Source organism: Paenibacillus sp. sgz302190, from assembly GCF_059820445.1.
Genome location: NZ_JBZYAO010000001.1, coordinates 470,802 through 486,753 on the forward strand (window position 1 = coordinate 470,802; position 15,952 = coordinate 486,753).

A 15,952-nucleotide genomic window follows, 5' to 3' on the forward strand; every position below is an offset into this window, starting at 1 on the left:
TTCTTTGCTATGCTCTAATCCAATTTATAACCAGAGGAGTGGAAGTACGATGACACAACCGATGCCAATGCTTACACAGATTTGCCTTGTTGTCCATGATGCGGAACAGGCAAGCGCCAATTGGGCTAAAGTGCTGGGCGTTCAACAGGCAACTGTCGAGACACTGAAGATGGAGGGAGTGCTTCACTATACGTATGGAAAACCAGCAGAATACATGGGATGCAAGGTGGCCAAGTACGAATTGGAGAATCTGATCCTGGAGCTTATGCAGCCCGCCGAATCTCCGAGTCCCTGGAGAACCTTTCTCGATCAACACGGACCGGGAGTTTTCCATTTCTGCTTGTACGTGGATGACCGCAAGTCCATGTATCGGACTCTGGCCGACATCGGAGCAGAGCTCCCGTACCATATTGGCTATTTTGCCAAAGGTTCTTACAGCTACGTGGACACGAGAGCTCAGCTTGGACTGGAGCTTAGCATCAACAACCGAGCCGACAATCTCGATTTGGTGCAGCGCCTTGCCCAAGGGAGCGCAAAAGCTTTAGATGAAGTAAAGGATCTTTAGATATCGAAAAGTAAAGTACATGCCCATTCAAACAACAAAGGAGAACGAAAAATGGATATTCAAACCCTTCGGGCTTTAATAAAAGAAAGGGATTCCTATAGCATTCTGGAAACGATAGATATCATAACAGGCGAACGGACTGTTTTGCGGGAGTTCGACGAGGTCATCGAGGCTCCCAACTGGACGAAAGACGGCCGATTTTTGGTGTATAACAGCAACGGCCTTATGTACACCTACGAGCTGGATACCGGAACGATAAGGCAGATCGAGACCGGATTTGCCATCGACTGCAATAATGATCATGTACTTTCTCCCGACTGCGCTCAAATCGCAATTAGCCATTTTACGGAAGAGGATGCGTTGTCCAGAATATACGTTCTTCCATTTGAGGGAGGGGTACCGGTACTGGTGACGCCGAACGGTCCAAGCTATTTGCACGGTTGGTCTCCGGACGGTTCGACTCTTGCTTACTGTGCGGAAAGAAACGGACAATATGATATTTTTACTATTCCGGCGAGCGGTGGTGAAGAGATCCAACTTACTGACCTTCCCGGGTTGGATGACGGACCTGAATTTTCGATCTGCGGTCGCTGGATATGGTTTAATTCGACACGAAGCGGATTGATGCAGATTTGGCGCATGGGTTATGACGGGAAAAACCCGGAGCGAATGACATTTGAAGAAGCCAATTGTTGGTTTCCGCATATGTCCCCGGATGGCGAATGGGTATCCTATCTGGTTTACCGCAAAGGTGATGTGGCTCCCGGAGAACACCCGGCTAATAAACAGGTGGAACTGCGTCTAATGCCTGCGGGCGGCGGACCGTCGCGCACGATTGCCCGACTGTTCGGCGGTCAGGGAACGATAAATGTCAATTCGTGGGCGCCGGACAGCCGTAAACTGGCTTTTGTTTCATATCGGCTGAAGCAGTAGCGTTCAAGTCCTGGAAAGAAGGGGGCGTAGTGATGACCTTTCAACCCCGGGCAGCGACTACATATATCTGGAAGGGAAGATGGGCATGGACACAGTGAAACCGGTTAAAGTTGCAGTAGTGGGCTGTGGGAGGATTAGCGAGGCGTATTTGAGTTCAATGATTAACCGCTTTCGTATATTGGATGTGGTCGGTTGTTGCGATCGCGATCCTGACAAGGTGGAACAGACCTCGAAAAAGCATACATCAGAGCGCTCTCCATGGAAGAGATACTGGAGGACGATTCGATTGAAATCGTAGTAAATCTGACCGCTCCGACTGCACATTACGATGTCGTGAAACAATTCTATTCGACGCCAATTCCATACTCATCGTTCCGGAGAAGCCGACGCTTGTGCTGTTTGGCACCAATGGCCTCATGTACATGTCCGATCCTAACCGTTTTGGCGGTGAGGTCAAGGTTATTCTAAAGGGCAACACGGAGCCCATGGTCATACAGCAATCCCATGCCTTCACCGGAGAGAGCCGAGGACTTGGCGTCGCAGAGATGGCGTGGTCTATGCGCAAAGGCAGAGTGAATCGCGCGAACAAGGAATTGGCCTATCATGCTCCGGGAATTCGAGCTGCTGCTGTTTCTTTCCAGAAATCCCAATATCGTTTTCTCCAAGGAAAGGCTCTTCGAACGAATCTGGGGATTCGATTATATTAGCGACAATACGATCGTCACGGTGTACATCAACCGAATCAGATCGAAAATCGAGAAGGATAGCAGCAATCCGCAATATATCGATACCGTTTGGGGTGCCGGCTATCGCTTCAACAAGATCTAAGGAGGCGCTGGATGAGAATTGCCATCGTGACAGAAACGTTTCTTCCTTCGACCGATGGAATTGTTACCCGCTTAACGGCTTCCTTTTTATCGCACCAAAAGAAAAAAGGGCAGGTAACCAAAATCTCGATATTCAGTGTCCCACTGGATATCCCTACGCCGGCATTGCGAAGTAGAAGGCCCGCCCCTAAAAAGGGGCGAGGCCTTCTTTTACTGAGGCGATTTAAAAGCGTGGTGAAAAAGCAGCCGGAAAGCCGATAGGGAGTTGGAGTAGCAAGATGGAATTTATTTGATGATATTTGTTTTATGTGTAACAAAGCGGGTAACTTTATGAAATGGAGAGACATGATGAAAAGTTGCACAAATTTACAATAATTTTGAAAAGGATCTTTTAATTTTGTTTTTTTAAAATCGTTTTTTTTCTAAAAAAAAAGCCCTTCTTATAAATTATCTGAATATTTACGGATATAATCAAACATTTATGGGATATAGCCCGCTGGACATACCTTCTATAATTAAATCTAACAGATCGCTAAACAAAGTAGCAATGATCTGGAGCCGGAGAAAACAAACAAAAAAACTTTAGAGAAGAGGGTTGACGATGAAGAACAGAAAGATAAGAAAGAAAGTAACTCTTTTAAGTCTAGTTTCCCTGCTTGCCTTATTCAGCGCGGCTTGCGGAAATAAAAGTTCGGAGAGTACAAACGGAGCATCGGCGGGAGGCGATAAAGTGACGCTGACCATGATGCACCCATGGACGACGCCCAATATCGACAATGACGTGTACAAGGCGAGAATTGCCGAGTTTGAAAAAAAACATCCGAACATCGTGATCAAGACGGACGAGGTTCCTTCCGCGCAATACAAAACAAAAATCCATACAATGGCTGCGGCAAACAATTTGGCGGACATCAACGTTGTTTGGCCAGGGGCGGATATGGATCCATTGGTAGAGGGCAAACTGCTTGAGCCGATTAACGGTCTGTTGGACAACTGGAAGTCCATTCTGCCGGAAGCGGCACTGAAAGGCTTCAATGTGAAAGGCAATCAGTATGCCGTACCGACCAAACAAACGTTTGTAGACATCGTCTATTACAACAAAGAGCTTTTGGCCAAAGTTGGCTACAATGAGTTTCCTAAAACCTACAGCGAATTTATCGATCTGGTCAAAAAGCTGAAAGACGCCGGCATTACGCCGATCTCGCTTGGCAACAAAGAGAAATGGCCGCTCCAGTCCTCGTATCTGTCGATAATCGGCGACCGCTTTACAGGCAGCGACTTTCTGCAGAAGGTTGTGAACAAGGAAGCCAAGTTTACCGATCCGGAATTCGTGAAAGCCATCAGCGTCATCGACGAACTGACCAAACTTAAAGCTTTTAATGTGGATGCCAATAATATGGACACCGTACAAGGACAGGATTATCTTATTCAAGGCAAAGCCGCTATGCACATTTCCTCTTCCACTGTTGATGCCCGAATTCGCGTGAACAACCAAGACGGCAGCAAATTCGGCATTGCCCTGTTCCCAAGCGTGGACGGCGGTAAAGGGGATCCGAAAAAAAGCGCGGGTGTCGTACAGTACGGCATCGCAATCAAGAGCGGCTTGGATGAGAAGAAGAAGGCGGCAGCCGAAGAATTCCTTAAGTATTTCGTAAGTGAAGATTTGTATAAAGCATTGATCAGCAACGGCGTCGTTGTTCCGGCGAAAGTGGATATTCCCCAGGATGCGAACCCTTATCTGAAACAATTGCTTAACCTGACCGGCAACGGAACAGCTCCTGTATTCGACAGCATGATTCCGACCCAGGTGGTGGACGTTATTCAAAACGGCCTGCAGGCGTTGACTGTAGGACACGGTACCCCTGAACAAGTAGCAGCGGATGCGCAAAAAGCAATGGACAACATTACGAATTAATGCTCAGTTAAACAGGCTTAATCCGATGCAAAGAAAACCCGCATACCGGGTTTTCTTTGTTCAAAGCCAAAGCTGACCGAAAGGAGAACTGCTGATGCAAACCTTGAAACGAAGCAGATACGCCATCTTTATCGGCTTGTTCCCGGCGCTGGTGATTTATCTCAGCATCGCGATCGTTCCGATAGGCATCTCGCTTTACTACTCGCTCATGAACTGGAACGGTATTGGTTCCATGAAATTTATCGGACTGGACAATTACATCCAAATGCTGCAGGACGATACCTTTTGGCTGTCGGTCAAGAACAACGTTATTATTATGATCACCGGACTGATCGGGCAAATTCCGCTCGGACTGCTGTTGGCGCTGCTGATGAACCGCGGGTTGAAGGGCTCCGGCTTTTTCCGGACCATCGGATTTATGCCGGTCGTCATTTCCTCGGTCATGGTATCCCTGATTTTTGGAATGGTTTACAACACCGAATACGGACTGCTTAACAATCTGCTCGCCTTTTTCGGACTTGATAGCTGGCAGCAGAATTGGCTTGGCGATTCCAAATGGTCGATGCTATCAATCAGCGCGGCTTATATTTGGCAGAACTGCGGTTTGTACATGGTTATGTTCCTGGCAGCTCTGCAAAACATTCCGGACGAGATCAACGAAGCCGCCGAGCTGGATGGAGCTACAGGCTTTAAGAAGACCCGGTTCATTACCATTCCGATGCTCCGCAGCACCTTAATGGTCACGATCGTATACAGTATAAGCAACTCGTTCCGCGTATTCGATCTCATACAGGTTCTGACGGGCGGCGGACCGGCTCACCAGACGGAAGTCATGACGATTTATATGTACAACAGCGCCTTCGTGAATTTACGCTACGGATACGGCAGTGCGGCTTCCATTATGATTTTGCTGTTCAGTCTTATCGTCATTTCCTTCGTCAACCGGATCACCCGTGAGAAAGATTAAGAGGGAAAGGAGGAATACGTTGAATGAAGAAAAAGTCTCCGTTATTCCTAATATTCGCATACACATTTTTGATTCTGTTCGCTATTATGAATATAGTACCGATTTTTTGGATGGTTATAAACTCGTTTAAGTTGGAGCAAGAGTATGCGGCAAATCCGTTCTCGCTGCCGTCCGGCTTCGAGTTCTCCAATTATGCGGAAGCGTGGAGAATCGCCAACATGAACGTTTATTTCTTTAACAGCTTGCTTATCACCTTTGCTTCACTGATCGTGACTGTGCTGCTCGGATCGATGGCCGCTTATTTCCTGGCCCGCTTTTCCTTTAAGCTGCGCGGATTAACCTACAGCCTGTTTCTGCTTGGTATGCTGATTCCCATTCATGCCACATTGATTCCGATCTTTCTAATCATGCAAAAGCTGAGCCTAATCGATACATATCTGTCGCTCATTTTGCCATATACAGCATTTCACCTGTCTCTGACGGTATTTATTCTGGAAGGTTTCATGCGGGGGTTCCCGAAAGACCTGGAGGAGTCGGGTGTTATGGATGGGGCCGGCATCTTCCGGATCTTCTGGTCCATCATTTTACCGATTACCCGTCCGGCCATGGCTACCGTGATCATTCTGAATTTTATATACAATTGGAACGAATATTTGTTTGCACTCGTTTTGATTACATCCAACGCCCTGAAGACGCTGCCGTTGGGCTTGTCCAATTTCGTCGGTATCGAAACCGCTAGCTATACGCTGCAAATGTCTGCGCTTACCATCGCATTGATTCCGATCATTATCTTCTATCTGCTGCTGCAAAAGCAATTGGTAACAGGCATGACGGCAGGAGCAGTTAAAGGCTGATCAATCTGCGTCCTGACAGCAAAGGAGAGATGACATGAAGACAAGCTACATCCGACGTCTGAGCAGCTTAAGCTTAAAACGCAGGGCACTTGTCATCTTCCTGCTGTTCGTCATTTTGCCGACGATAGGGGTCGGCGTCGTTGTGCAGTACAAATACAATCAGGTGCTACGCGAGCAGTTTATCAGCTCTACCCGACGCAACCTGGATAATGTGACGAGCCAGCTGTCAGAACAGACAAAGATGGTTGAGGATATCGCCGACTACCTCATTTTAAGTCCCGATATGCGGAGCTACTTAAGGACCGGACCGCCGCTCGATAATGAGCTCAAAGCGGATCTCAAGAACAATATTGAAAACTTTCTGACCTTCCAGTTGATGTCCAAAGGTTATATCCGCTCTATCGAAATTACGGGGTATAACGGGAACCAGATCAAAATGGGCGAGCCGTTCACCGGCGATGAAAGCCGCTGGAAGGAAGAAGCCATCGGGCGAAAAGGCGGCATCTTCTGGAGTGAAGGCCACACCCTGGAGAGCTCCTGGAATGGTCAGGTGCGGGTGCTGTCCATGATCCGCATCTTAAATTCATACATGAAGATTACTCAGCCGCTCGGCGAACTGACGATCAGGCTGGATGAAGCCAGCATCGCTTCCCAGCTGGAGAAAGGCGTGCTGGAGGCGGAAGCGGGGGGCGTGTTTATCGTAGGACCGAAAGGCAATCTGATCTTATCTTCCAAGGCCGCGATGCCGGGCGGTTATGTTCCGGATGAAACGCTGCTGAAGAAGCTGTCTTCCGGCAAAAAAGATTTCCTCAACTATAAGGTACAGGGGAAACGGTATTTGGTCTTGTACAACCAGATGGAAAATACGGATTGGAAAATCATCGCCATGGTCTCAGAAGCGAATATTTCCGAACAGCTGCGCGGCGTCCAGGCCATCATGATGATTATACTGACCGCGATCCTTCTATTGGCTTTAGTCGCTTTATTCGGCTTTAACCTGACGATCATCCGGCCGATTCTGAGGCTGAAGAAAGAGACGGGACGGGTAGCCGGCGGCGATTTCAGCGCCAGGGTTCCCATAGATTCCCAGGATGAAATTGCCGAGCTTAATCGTAAATTTAACGATATGGTCACGACCATTGAAGAGCTGATCGAGCACAAATACAAGCTGGAGCTTAGAGAACGGGAGTCCGAGCTCAAGCTGATGCAAAACCAGATGGACCCTCACTTTTTGTATAATACATTGGATATGATCCGATGGACGGCGCGGCTGGAAAAAGCGGACAAATCGAGCCGTATGATCGAGATGCTGTCCAAATTTTTTCGTTCCAGCGCAGGCAACCGAAATTATCAGACCACGCTTGCCAAAGAAATCGAATTTGCTCAGACCTATTTATCTTTGCAGCAGTTTCGCCTGGGCGACAAGCTGATGTACAAGCTTTATCTGGAACCCGGGATTGAAGAGACTCCCGCACTCAAAGCTTCGATTCAGCCGCTAGTCGAGAACTTCATCAAACATGGCATCGATAAGAAGAAACACTTCAGCATCATTGAAGTGATCGGCTACAGGTCGGAAGACGAAATTTGGATCGATGTAACCGATAACGGCAAAGGCATGCCGCCGGATCGGGCTTTTGAAATCAGCCATGCTTTGGCGAGCAGGCAAATGGAGCGTTCGGCGGGCCGCATCGGCGCACTTCTGAACATTCATGAGCGGGTCACCATCTTTTTTGGACAACAGTACGGTTTGGAGATCATTCATAACTCGGATGAAGGTACGGGAATCCGCTTAAGACTTCCCGGGCCGGAGCCCGAAAGCTAGGAGGGCATCTCATGGGCAAACAGGAAGCTGCGGAGCTGCGGCGGATCAAAATGCTGATCGTGGACGACGAGCCGATCATTTGCATGGGTTTGCGTTGCACGATCGATTGGGAGGAGCTCGGCGTCGAGGTCATCGGCGAGGCATATGACGGTGAAGAGGCGCTCCGTTTGATGGAGCAGGTGCAGGCCGATTTTTTGCTGTCGGACATCCGGATGGACGGTATGGACGGCTTGGAGCTTGCCGCGCAGCTCAGGCAGCGTTACCCGGATACGCAGATGGTCATTATTAGCGGATACGAGGACTTTGGTTACGCCCGCCAAGCCATGCGGCTCGGGGTCAACGATTATTTGCTGAAGCCCGTGGAAGTAGAAGAATTGACCAAAGTCGTGCAGAAATTGGTGGAAGGCATCAGAAGCAGAAGGAATACAAGCGGAGACCAGGACGTGAAGCTGTGGCTGGCGAATATGGCCCGAAGCGGCATCGCCTACGGAAAAATGACGCCTCCGCCTCTGCACGGCGTCCAGTTCCGGATTCTGGCCAGCCAGTTGGCATGCTTCTATGAGCTTTATGAGGATGTGCGGCCCGACCAGTACGAGCGTATCCAGGAGCAATGGATTCACACGCTCCACCGCCGGCTGGAGAATCCCGGGCTGCGCCCCTTTTCCATCTTTGACCATGAAAATTTGCTGATCACGCTGGCCGTGTCGGACCGGTTCATGGACGAGGGGGAGTGGGATTTGCTGCTGCGGCAAGATACCTTGCCTTCGTCGGGACAACCGCAGTTCTACTGCGGTGCGTCGGAACCGTACGGACATTTGGACGAGACCGCTCAGCGCTGTTCGGAAGCGGCGTCCAGGTTGAAATACTACGTGCTGGAGCATGAACCGGTACTGAATGCCGCCTATGAAGCGAAATGGCAGGGGGGCCGCAGGCCGGAAGTGCTGGATGTATCGGCGCGGGTGCAGCATCTGGTCGCCGCGTTGTTCAAGCAGGACGAACAGGAACTGAAAGCGGAAGTGTCCGATATGTTTCATTTCTTTAAAAAGGAAGCTTACCTGCTGCAGGAGGTTGTCGCTGTCTGCGAGGAGTTGTTCGCGCTGCTTCGCCAGCGTCTCAGAAAAAGCGGCATGACCGGACTCGACGGCAGCCGTCCTTCACTGGATTTGAATCTCTACAATTCGTATCATGCTCTTGAGGAAGCGGCGAACCGGGATATGTCGGAACTGCTCGCGCTGATCGAGAAAAACGGCATCGACCGTTCCTACTGGATTATCGAAAAAGCCAAAAGCTATATGAACGATCAGTATCGAAGCGATCTCAAGGCTTCGGAGGTTGCAGCTTGGCTCAAGATCACCCCGAGCTATTTCAGTTATATTTTCAAGCAGAGTACCGGTAAAGGGTTCACGGAATATATGAACGAGCTGCGCATTGAGCAGGCGAAAGCGCTGCTGGCGACGACTCACGACAAAGTGTTTGAAATTGCCGATCAGGTCGGCTACAAGGAATACAAATATTTCGTTTCGGTATTTAAATCGTTTACAGGCTTGACGCCCAAGGAATATAGAGGACTTCGCGCAAGTAAAACCGAGAAGGGGTGAAGCGGACGGTGGAGACATACAAACAGGCCGGACTGCCGTTGGAGGAACGGGTTCAGGATCTATTGTCCCGCATGACATTGAAGGAAAAAGTCGGACAGTTGAATCAGCGCATGTACGGCTGGGACGCTTACAAAATGGAAAACGGGGAGTTCCGAATTACGGATGCATTTAAAGAAGAAGTGGAAGCGTATGGCGGAATGGGCGCTTTATACGGTTTGTTTCGCAGCGACCCCTGGTCCGGGGTCGACTATTCCAACGGCATTACCGCGGAACAAAGCGCGGTTGCGGCAAACCAAATTCAACGTTATGTGATCGAGCATTCGCGGCTCGGCATTCCCGTACTGCTGACGGAAGAGTGCCCGCACGGGCATCAGGCGCTGGACGGTACGATGCTGCCGGTCAATCTGGGTGCGGGCTCGACCTGGAATCCGGAGCTGCTCGAGGAGGCTTACGGCCACGTGGCGGCCGAAATCCGCAGCCGTGGCGCACATATCGGGCTGGTGTCCGCCCTGGATATTCTTCACGACCCCCGCTGGGGCCGCTCCGAGGAATGCTACAGCGAGGACCCTTATTTGGCCGCCGCCTTCACGGCGGCCGCGGTGCGCGGCATGCAGGGGACAGGCGCAGAGAAATTGGCCGGCCCGGATCGCATTGCTGTGGTGCTGAAGCATCTCTGTGCGCAGGGCGCAGGTCAGGGGGGGAGAAACGCTGGACCCGCGGATATCGGCGAACGCGAGCTGCGCGAAATCCATCTCCCGGCAGCCCGAGCGGGTGCCGCGGCCGGCGCGGCCGGTTTTATGGCCGCCTACAACGAAATCGACGGCGTGCCGTGCCATGCCAATGACAAGCTGTTGACCGGCATTTTGCGGGAGGAGTGGGGATTTGACGGCATCGTCATGGCGGACGGTCAGGCGGTTGACCGCCTGTTGGCTTTGACCGGAAGCCATGAAGGCGCAGGGGCGATTGCCTTGACCTCCGGCGTGGACTTAAGCCTGTGGGACAAGGCCTTTACGACGCTAGAGGAGGCGGCTGCCCAAGGGCTTGTGTCCGAAGCGGACATTGACCGCGCCGTGGTCCGGGTGCTGACGCTCAAGTTCAGGCTTGGCTTGTTCGACCGGCCGTACGCCGATGAGCGGCGCCCGCTGGCTGTTGTCGGCAGCGACCGCATGAGGCGGCTGAATTTGCAGGTCGCGCGGGAATCGGTCGTCCTGCTGAAGAACGAGGGTGAGATTCTGCCGCTGAAGGCGGACAAACAGCGGCGAATCGCCGTGATTGGCCCCAATGCGGACCGGCTGTACAATCAGCTTGGCGATTATACCAGCGTGCAGCGCAAGGGGCGGGGAACCACCGTTCTGGAAGGCATCCGCCAAGCGGCGCCGTCCGGGGTTGAGGTCGTGCACGCGCTCGGCTGCGGCATCCGCGATACGTCGGACGCCGGCCTGGCTGCGGCCGTAGAGCTCGCCGCCGGAGCGGACGCTGCCGTGCTGGTGCTGGGCGGAAGCAGCGCCCGCCAGTTCGGCGGCGATTTTGACGGCAACGGGGAAGCCGTCATTTCCGAAGGCAGTCCGTCCGAAATGGACTGCGGCGAAGGCGTGGATCTGGCCGACCTGCGGCCGGGCGGCATGCAACAGCGGCTTGCGGAAGCGGTGGCCGCTACCGGTACGCCGGTCATTGCGGTGATGATTCAGGGCCGCCCGCTGGAGCTGACGGATTTGGAGCCGCTGGCGGACGCTCTTCTATGCGCCTGGTATCCCGGCATGGAAGGCGGTCTTGCCATTGGGGAGATTCTGTTCGGCCAGGTGAATCCGAGCGGCAGGCTGCCGGTTTCGCTGCCTCGCTCCGCGGCGCAGCTGCCGGTATATTACAACCAGAAAGCGGCGCACCGTCTCCGCAACTATATCGATATGCCTTCGGCTCCGCTGTATCCGTTCGGATACGGTTTGAGCTATACCCGTTTTGCGTACAGCGAATTGACGCTTTCGCAAAGGGCCGTTTCTTCGGCGGAGCTTGCCGCAGGATACACGGTCCAAATCAGCGTCAAGGTAAAAAACACCGGTGCCGTCCGCGGGGCGGAAACCGTGCAGCTATATATCCGCGCCCTTGAATCGGGAATTACCCGTCGGATTGCCGAATTAAAAGGCTTCCGCAAAGTAAACCTGCATCCGGGCGAAGAACGAATCGTTACTTTGGAATTGGGGCATGAAGAGCTGGCTGTCTGGAACCGGAACATGGAGTTCGCCGTCGAGCCTTGCCGGATCGAGGTTAAGGTCGGCGGCAGCGCGACCGATACGCTTTCCGCCGAATTGAGCGTCGTACGATCATTTACAATTTAGCGGATAGAATCGCAATTCCATTGGATATTTTCTCGCAGTTTCCTGAATTACTATAGAAGTAAGCAACAAATAAGATGATAACAAGCAAACCTACCTCTAAACGCGGTCGTTCATCTTTGAAAGACCTCGAAAGAGGTTTATCTCATTGAGGCAGGAGGTAAGCCGATGGATCGAAGCTTATTACTGCGGCGTGTCCGCCTGGTGAGCGGAGAAGAAGTGGATGTGGCGATTAACGCCGGAATCATTACGGATATTGTTCCCGGAGGCGCGGCTTCTTGCGGCGCGGATTCGGAAAGCGAGATTTGGGAGCAACCCGGTACATATGTCTCCAGCGGCTGGATTGATCTGCATGTACACGCCTTTCCGGAGTTTGATCCCTATGGCGACGAAATCGATGAAATCGGGGTTAAGCAGGGGGTCACAACGATTGTCGATGCCGGAAGCTGCGGCGCCGATCGGATCGGTGATCTGGCCGCCGGCGGGCGGAAAGCGGATACCCGGCTGCTGGCTTTTCTGAACATTTCGCGTATCGGACTGCTGCGGGTCGACGAGTTAAGCCGGTTGGAGTGGATCGATCGGGACAAGCTGCTTCAGGCTGTATCGGGGCATCCCGATCTCATCGTCGGTCTGAAGGCAAGAATCAGCCGAAGCGTCGTTGGGGAAAGCGGCATTCAACCGCTGCTGATTGCCCGCGAGCTGTCTGAGCGGACAGGGCTGCCGCTGATGGTCCATATCGGATCGGCGCCGCCGGATATCCGCGAAGTGATGCCGCTGCTGCGCGGCGGGGATGTGGTTACGCACTACTTGAACGGAAAAAGCAACAATCTGTTTGACGAAGACAGCAAACCGCTGGAAGTGCTTCGGGAAGCCGTCCGCCGCGGCGTTCATCTGGACGTCGGGCACGGGACGGCGAGTTTTTCGTTCCGGGTAGCGGAAGCCGCCAAGCGGCATGGCATAGACCCGAACACGATCAGCACGGACATTTATCGCGGCAATCGGCTGAATGGCCCCGTATACAGCATGTCCAACCTGCTCAGCAAATTCCTCTACCTCGGTTACACGCTCGAGCAAACCATCGGTTGGGTGACGGTACGGGCTGCCGAGTGGCTGAAACGGCCGGAGCTCGGGCGAATCCAAGTCGGCGACCGGGCCAACCTGACCTTGTTCGGGCTGGAGGAACGGCCGATCGCGTTGATCGATTCGGAAGGAGAAACGAGAACGGTGGTGCGGCGAATTGAAGCGAAAGGGGCAATCATAGGTGACAAACTCATTAAATGCTAGATACGGGCTGAAACGGGTTATCAACGCAAGCGGGCGGATGAGCATTCTCGGCGTTTCGGCACCGACGGACACCGTTATGGAAGCGATGAGACAAGGCGGGCAAAGCTATGTGGAGATAGCGGATTTGGTAGATAAAGCAGGCGATTACGTAGCCCGGCATGTCGGTTCCGAAGCCGCGGTTGTCGTTAATTCCGCTTCCAGTGGCATTGTGTTGTCCGTTGCGGCGATCGTCACGAAGGGCGACCGTCGGACAAGCGTGCGTCTGCATCAGGAACCCATTGAACAGAATGAAATCATCATGCTGAAGGGTCATAACGTGCAATACGGCGCTCCGGTTGAAACGATGGTTTACCTCGGCGGCGGCAAGGTTGTTGAGGTCGGGTACGCGAATGAAGGACGGGCCGAGCACATAGCCGATGCCGTTTCGGATAAGACGGCGGCGATCCTTTATGTGAAATCCCACCATGCCGTGCAAAAAAATATGATTTCCGTGGAAGAGGCATGGGAAGTCGCGCAACGTAAAGGGATTCCGCTCATCGTGGATGCGGCGGCAGAAGAAGACCTGCAACAATATGTAAAAGTATCGGATTTGGCGATTTACAGCGGCTCCAAAGCGATCGAGGGCCCGACCTCCGGCATCGTAGCCGGGAAGCAGTCTTATATCGAATGGTTGAAAGTTCAGCTGCACGGCATCGGCCGCAGCATGAAGGTGGGCAAAGAAACCACTTTCGGCCTGCTCCAGGCGTTGGATGAATATGCCGTGAAAAAAGATAACAGCGAGCAGGAGAAAGCTTCCTTGCAGGCTTTGATGCCGCTCAGCCGGATTCCCGGTCTGGAAGTGACTATCGTTCAGGATGAAGCGGGCCGGGCGATTTATAGAGGCCGCGTCAAGGTGGACGAAACGGTGGCGGGGATCAGCGCCAAACGGTTGAACGAGGAGCTTCAAAACGGCGACATCGCCATTTATACCCGGGATTACGGCGTAAGACAGGGCTACTTTGACATCGATCCCCGTCCGTTGGCGGGCGACGACATCATGATCATCGAATCCAGAATCCGGGAGTTAACGGGAGGTTCTAACCATGTCTGAGATCGCAAAAAGATTTTACAAACATCGGGTGGCTTTAAATGTTCTGGCCAAAAACATCTCCAACGCTAAGGAGGTGTTTGAAGCTGCGGAAGGGCATGTGCTGATCGGTGTTTTATCCAAAGATTACGGCACGGTGCCGGAAGCCGTGGAAGCGATGAAAGCTTACGGCTTGGAAATTGACGATGCGGTTTCCATCGGTCTGGGCGCCGGCGATAACCGGCAGGCCGCTGTCGTTGCGGAAATCGCCAAGCATTATCCGGGCAGTCATATCAATCAAGTGTTTCCGGCGGTAGGAGCTACCCGCGCCAACCTGGGCGGTAGAGACAGCTGGATTAACAGCCTTGTTTCGCCGACAGGCAGGCCTGGTTATGTCAACATCTCTACCGGTCCGGTCAGCGCGGCACAGAAGGAACTTGCAGTGGTGCCTGTCGAGGCGGCCATTGCATTGGTTAGAGATATGGGTGGCAACGCTCTGAAATATTTCCCGATGCAAGGATTGCAACGGGAAGAAGAGCTGCGTGCCGTTGCAAAAGCTTGTGCAGAGGCCGGTTTTGCGTTGGAACCGACGGGCGGCATCGATTTGGACAACTTTGAAGCGATTTTGCGCATTACGCTGGAGGCCGGAGTGCCTCGGGTGATTCCGCACGTTTATTCTTCTATCATCGACGCTTCTACTGGTCTGACGATCATCCGGGATGTGCAGAAGCTGCATGGAATGATGATGAAGCTGGCCGACCATTATGCCTAAACGTATAGCGGCATTTGGAGAGGTTATGATGCGCCTTACGGTGCCGGGCTATGATCTTTTAACGCAGAGCAGTACGCTCAGCTACTCCTTTTCGGGAACCGGGGTCAATGTCGCGGCGGCCTTGTCCCGATACGGTCACGATGGGCGCCTGGTGTCCAGGCTGCCGGACAACCCGCTGGGGGATGCGGCCGAAGCTTATTTGCGGAAGCTCGGATTAAACACTAACCGTGTGCTTAGAGGCGGGGCGTATATCGGCATGTATTTCTTGGAGAACGGCTTCGGACTCAGACCTGGCCGTGTCACTTACTCCAATCGCCAGGAAAGCAGCTTCAATACGGCTCCGGCAGGAACCTACGACTTTAAGGGAATCGCAGGCGAACTGGATGCCGCACATTTCTGCGGTATTACACTGGCGATGAACGATAACGTCAGGGAGGCGATGAAGGCTTTTGCCCGGGCGGTAAAAGAGCGCGGCGGCAAGGTGGTTTTCGACTGCAATTACCGGCCGGGCTTGTGGGGAGACGGGGGTTACGCCAAAGCCAGGCCGCATTATGAAGACATGCTGCGTCTCGCGGATATCGTCTTCATGAACGAAAAAGACGCGATCCATGTGCTTGGGCTGCATACAAGCCGCACGTCGAGGGAAGAGCAACTGGCGGAGCTGATTCCGGCTGTCGCCGAACGTTACGGTCTGCAGGCGGCCGCCGGAACGCACCGGTCCATCCAAAGCGATAACCGTCATAGCTTGAAGGGCTATCTTTTTAAAGAAGGGGCTGTTGTCCATTCCGATCTTCTGACGTTCCCGGTGTATGACCGGATCGGGGCCGGAGACGCTTTTGCGAGTGGGATCATTCACGGAGAGCTAGAAGGGTTCGAACCCCAGCGAACCGTTGCTTTTGCGGCGGCCGCTGGGATGCTGGCGCACACTGTAGCTGGGGATACGCCGATGGCTTCCGAACAGGATGTTGTTCGCGCTATGGATCACGCCGTTAGAGATGTGGAGCGTTAACGTCATTAAA

The 15,952-nt window shown here is 52.7% G+C and carries 14 protein-coding genes; all 14 read left to right on the plus strand.

Going from position 1 to position 15,952, the window contains the following annotated elements:
* Nucleotides 1-49: 49 nt before the first annotated feature.
* The 14 genes from AC6RNO_RS02095 (at nucleotide 50) to AC6RNO_RS02160 (ending at nucleotide 15,942) form a co-directional block, all read left to right on the plus strand.
* Nucleotides 50-565, plus strand: a complete 516-nt coding sequence (locus AC6RNO_RS02095) for a VOC family protein (RefSeq protein ID WP_497104373.1) — start codon at nucleotides 50-52, stop codon at nucleotides 563-565.
* 51 nt (nucleotides 566-616) lie between these two features.
* Nucleotides 617-1,498, plus strand: coding sequence for a TolB family protein (locus tag AC6RNO_RS02100; RefSeq protein ID WP_497104374.1), 882 nt, complete (start codon nucleotides 617-619; stop codon nucleotides 1,496-1,498).
* Nucleotides 1,499-2,101: 603 nt separating this feature from the next.
* The gene (locus AC6RNO_RS02105) at nucleotides 2,102-2,326 is read left to right on the plus strand and encodes a winged helix-turn-helix domain-containing protein (protein ID WP_497104375.1); all 225 of its coding nucleotides are present in this window, start codon (nucleotides 2,102-2,104) and stop codon (nucleotides 2,324-2,326) included.
* Between the two features lie 11 nt (nucleotides 2,327-2,337).
* On the plus strand, nucleotides 2,338-2,586 hold the full coding sequence (locus tag AC6RNO_RS02110; RefSeq protein ID WP_497104644.1) for a hypothetical protein: 249 nt from the start codon (nucleotides 2,338-2,340) through the stop codon (nucleotides 2,584-2,586).
* 340 nt (nucleotides 2,587-2,926) lie between these two features.
* The gene (locus AC6RNO_RS02115; protein WP_497104376.1) at nucleotides 2,927-4,240 is read left to right on the plus strand and encodes an extracellular solute-binding protein; all 1,314 of its coding nucleotides are present in this window, start codon (nucleotides 2,927-2,929) and stop codon (nucleotides 4,238-4,240) included.
* A gap of 94 nt (nucleotides 4,241-4,334) precedes the next feature.
* Complete coding sequence (locus AC6RNO_RS02120) at nucleotides 4,335-5,207, plus strand: carbohydrate ABC transporter permease (RefSeq protein WP_474681001.1); 873 nt, start codon at nucleotides 4,335-4,337, stop codon at nucleotides 5,205-5,207.
* 23 nt (nucleotides 5,208-5,230) lie between these two features.
* Complete coding sequence (locus tag AC6RNO_RS02125) at nucleotides 5,231-6,061, plus strand: carbohydrate ABC transporter permease (RefSeq protein ID WP_474681002.1); 831 nt, start codon at nucleotides 5,231-5,233, stop codon at nucleotides 6,059-6,061.
* A 34-nt stretch (nucleotides 6,062-6,095) separates the two neighbouring features.
* Entirely contained in the window at nucleotides 6,096-7,883 is a 1,788-nt protein-coding gene (locus AC6RNO_RS02130; RefSeq protein ID WP_497104377.1) for a histidine kinase, read from the plus strand.
* 11 nt (nucleotides 7,884-7,894) lie between these two features.
* Nucleotides 7,895-9,481 (plus strand): response regulator, encoded by a 1,587-nt coding sequence (locus AC6RNO_RS02135; RefSeq protein WP_497104378.1) that lies wholly within the window; start codon nucleotides 7,895-7,897, stop codon nucleotides 9,479-9,481.
* Nucleotides 9,482-9,489: 8 nt separating this feature from the next.
* Nucleotides 9,490-11,814, plus strand: a complete 2,325-nt coding sequence (locus tag AC6RNO_RS02140; RefSeq protein WP_497104379.1) for a glycoside hydrolase family 3 N-terminal domain-containing protein — start codon at nucleotides 9,490-9,492, stop codon at nucleotides 11,812-11,814.
* Between the two features lie 165 nt (nucleotides 11,815-11,979).
* A complete protein-coding gene (locus tag AC6RNO_RS02145; protein WP_497104380.1) occupies nucleotides 11,980-13,095 on the plus strand; it encodes an amidohydrolase/deacetylase family metallohydrolase in 1,116 nt (371 codons plus the stop codon).
* A complete protein-coding gene (locus tag AC6RNO_RS02150) occupies nucleotides 13,073-14,185 on the plus strand; it encodes a DgaE family pyridoxal phosphate-dependent ammonia lyase (protein ID WP_497104381.1) in 1,113 nt (370 codons plus the stop codon). Before AC6RNO_RS02145 ends, AC6RNO_RS02150 begins: the two co-directional genes overlap by 23 nt.
* Nucleotides 14,178-14,933 (plus strand): 2-dehydro-3-deoxy-phosphogluconate aldolase, encoded by a 756-nt coding sequence (gene dagF / locus AC6RNO_RS02155; RefSeq protein WP_497104382.1) that lies wholly within the window; start codon nucleotides 14,178-14,180, stop codon nucleotides 14,931-14,933. Before AC6RNO_RS02150 ends, dagF begins: the two co-directional genes overlap by 8 nt.
* Nucleotides 14,926-15,942 (plus strand): sugar kinase, encoded by a 1,017-nt coding sequence (locus tag AC6RNO_RS02160; RefSeq protein WP_474681008.1) that lies wholly within the window; start codon nucleotides 14,926-14,928, stop codon nucleotides 15,940-15,942. The genes dagF and AC6RNO_RS02160 overlap by 8 nt, the downstream gene beginning before the upstream one ends.
* Nucleotides 15,943-15,952 lie beyond the last annotated feature (10 nt).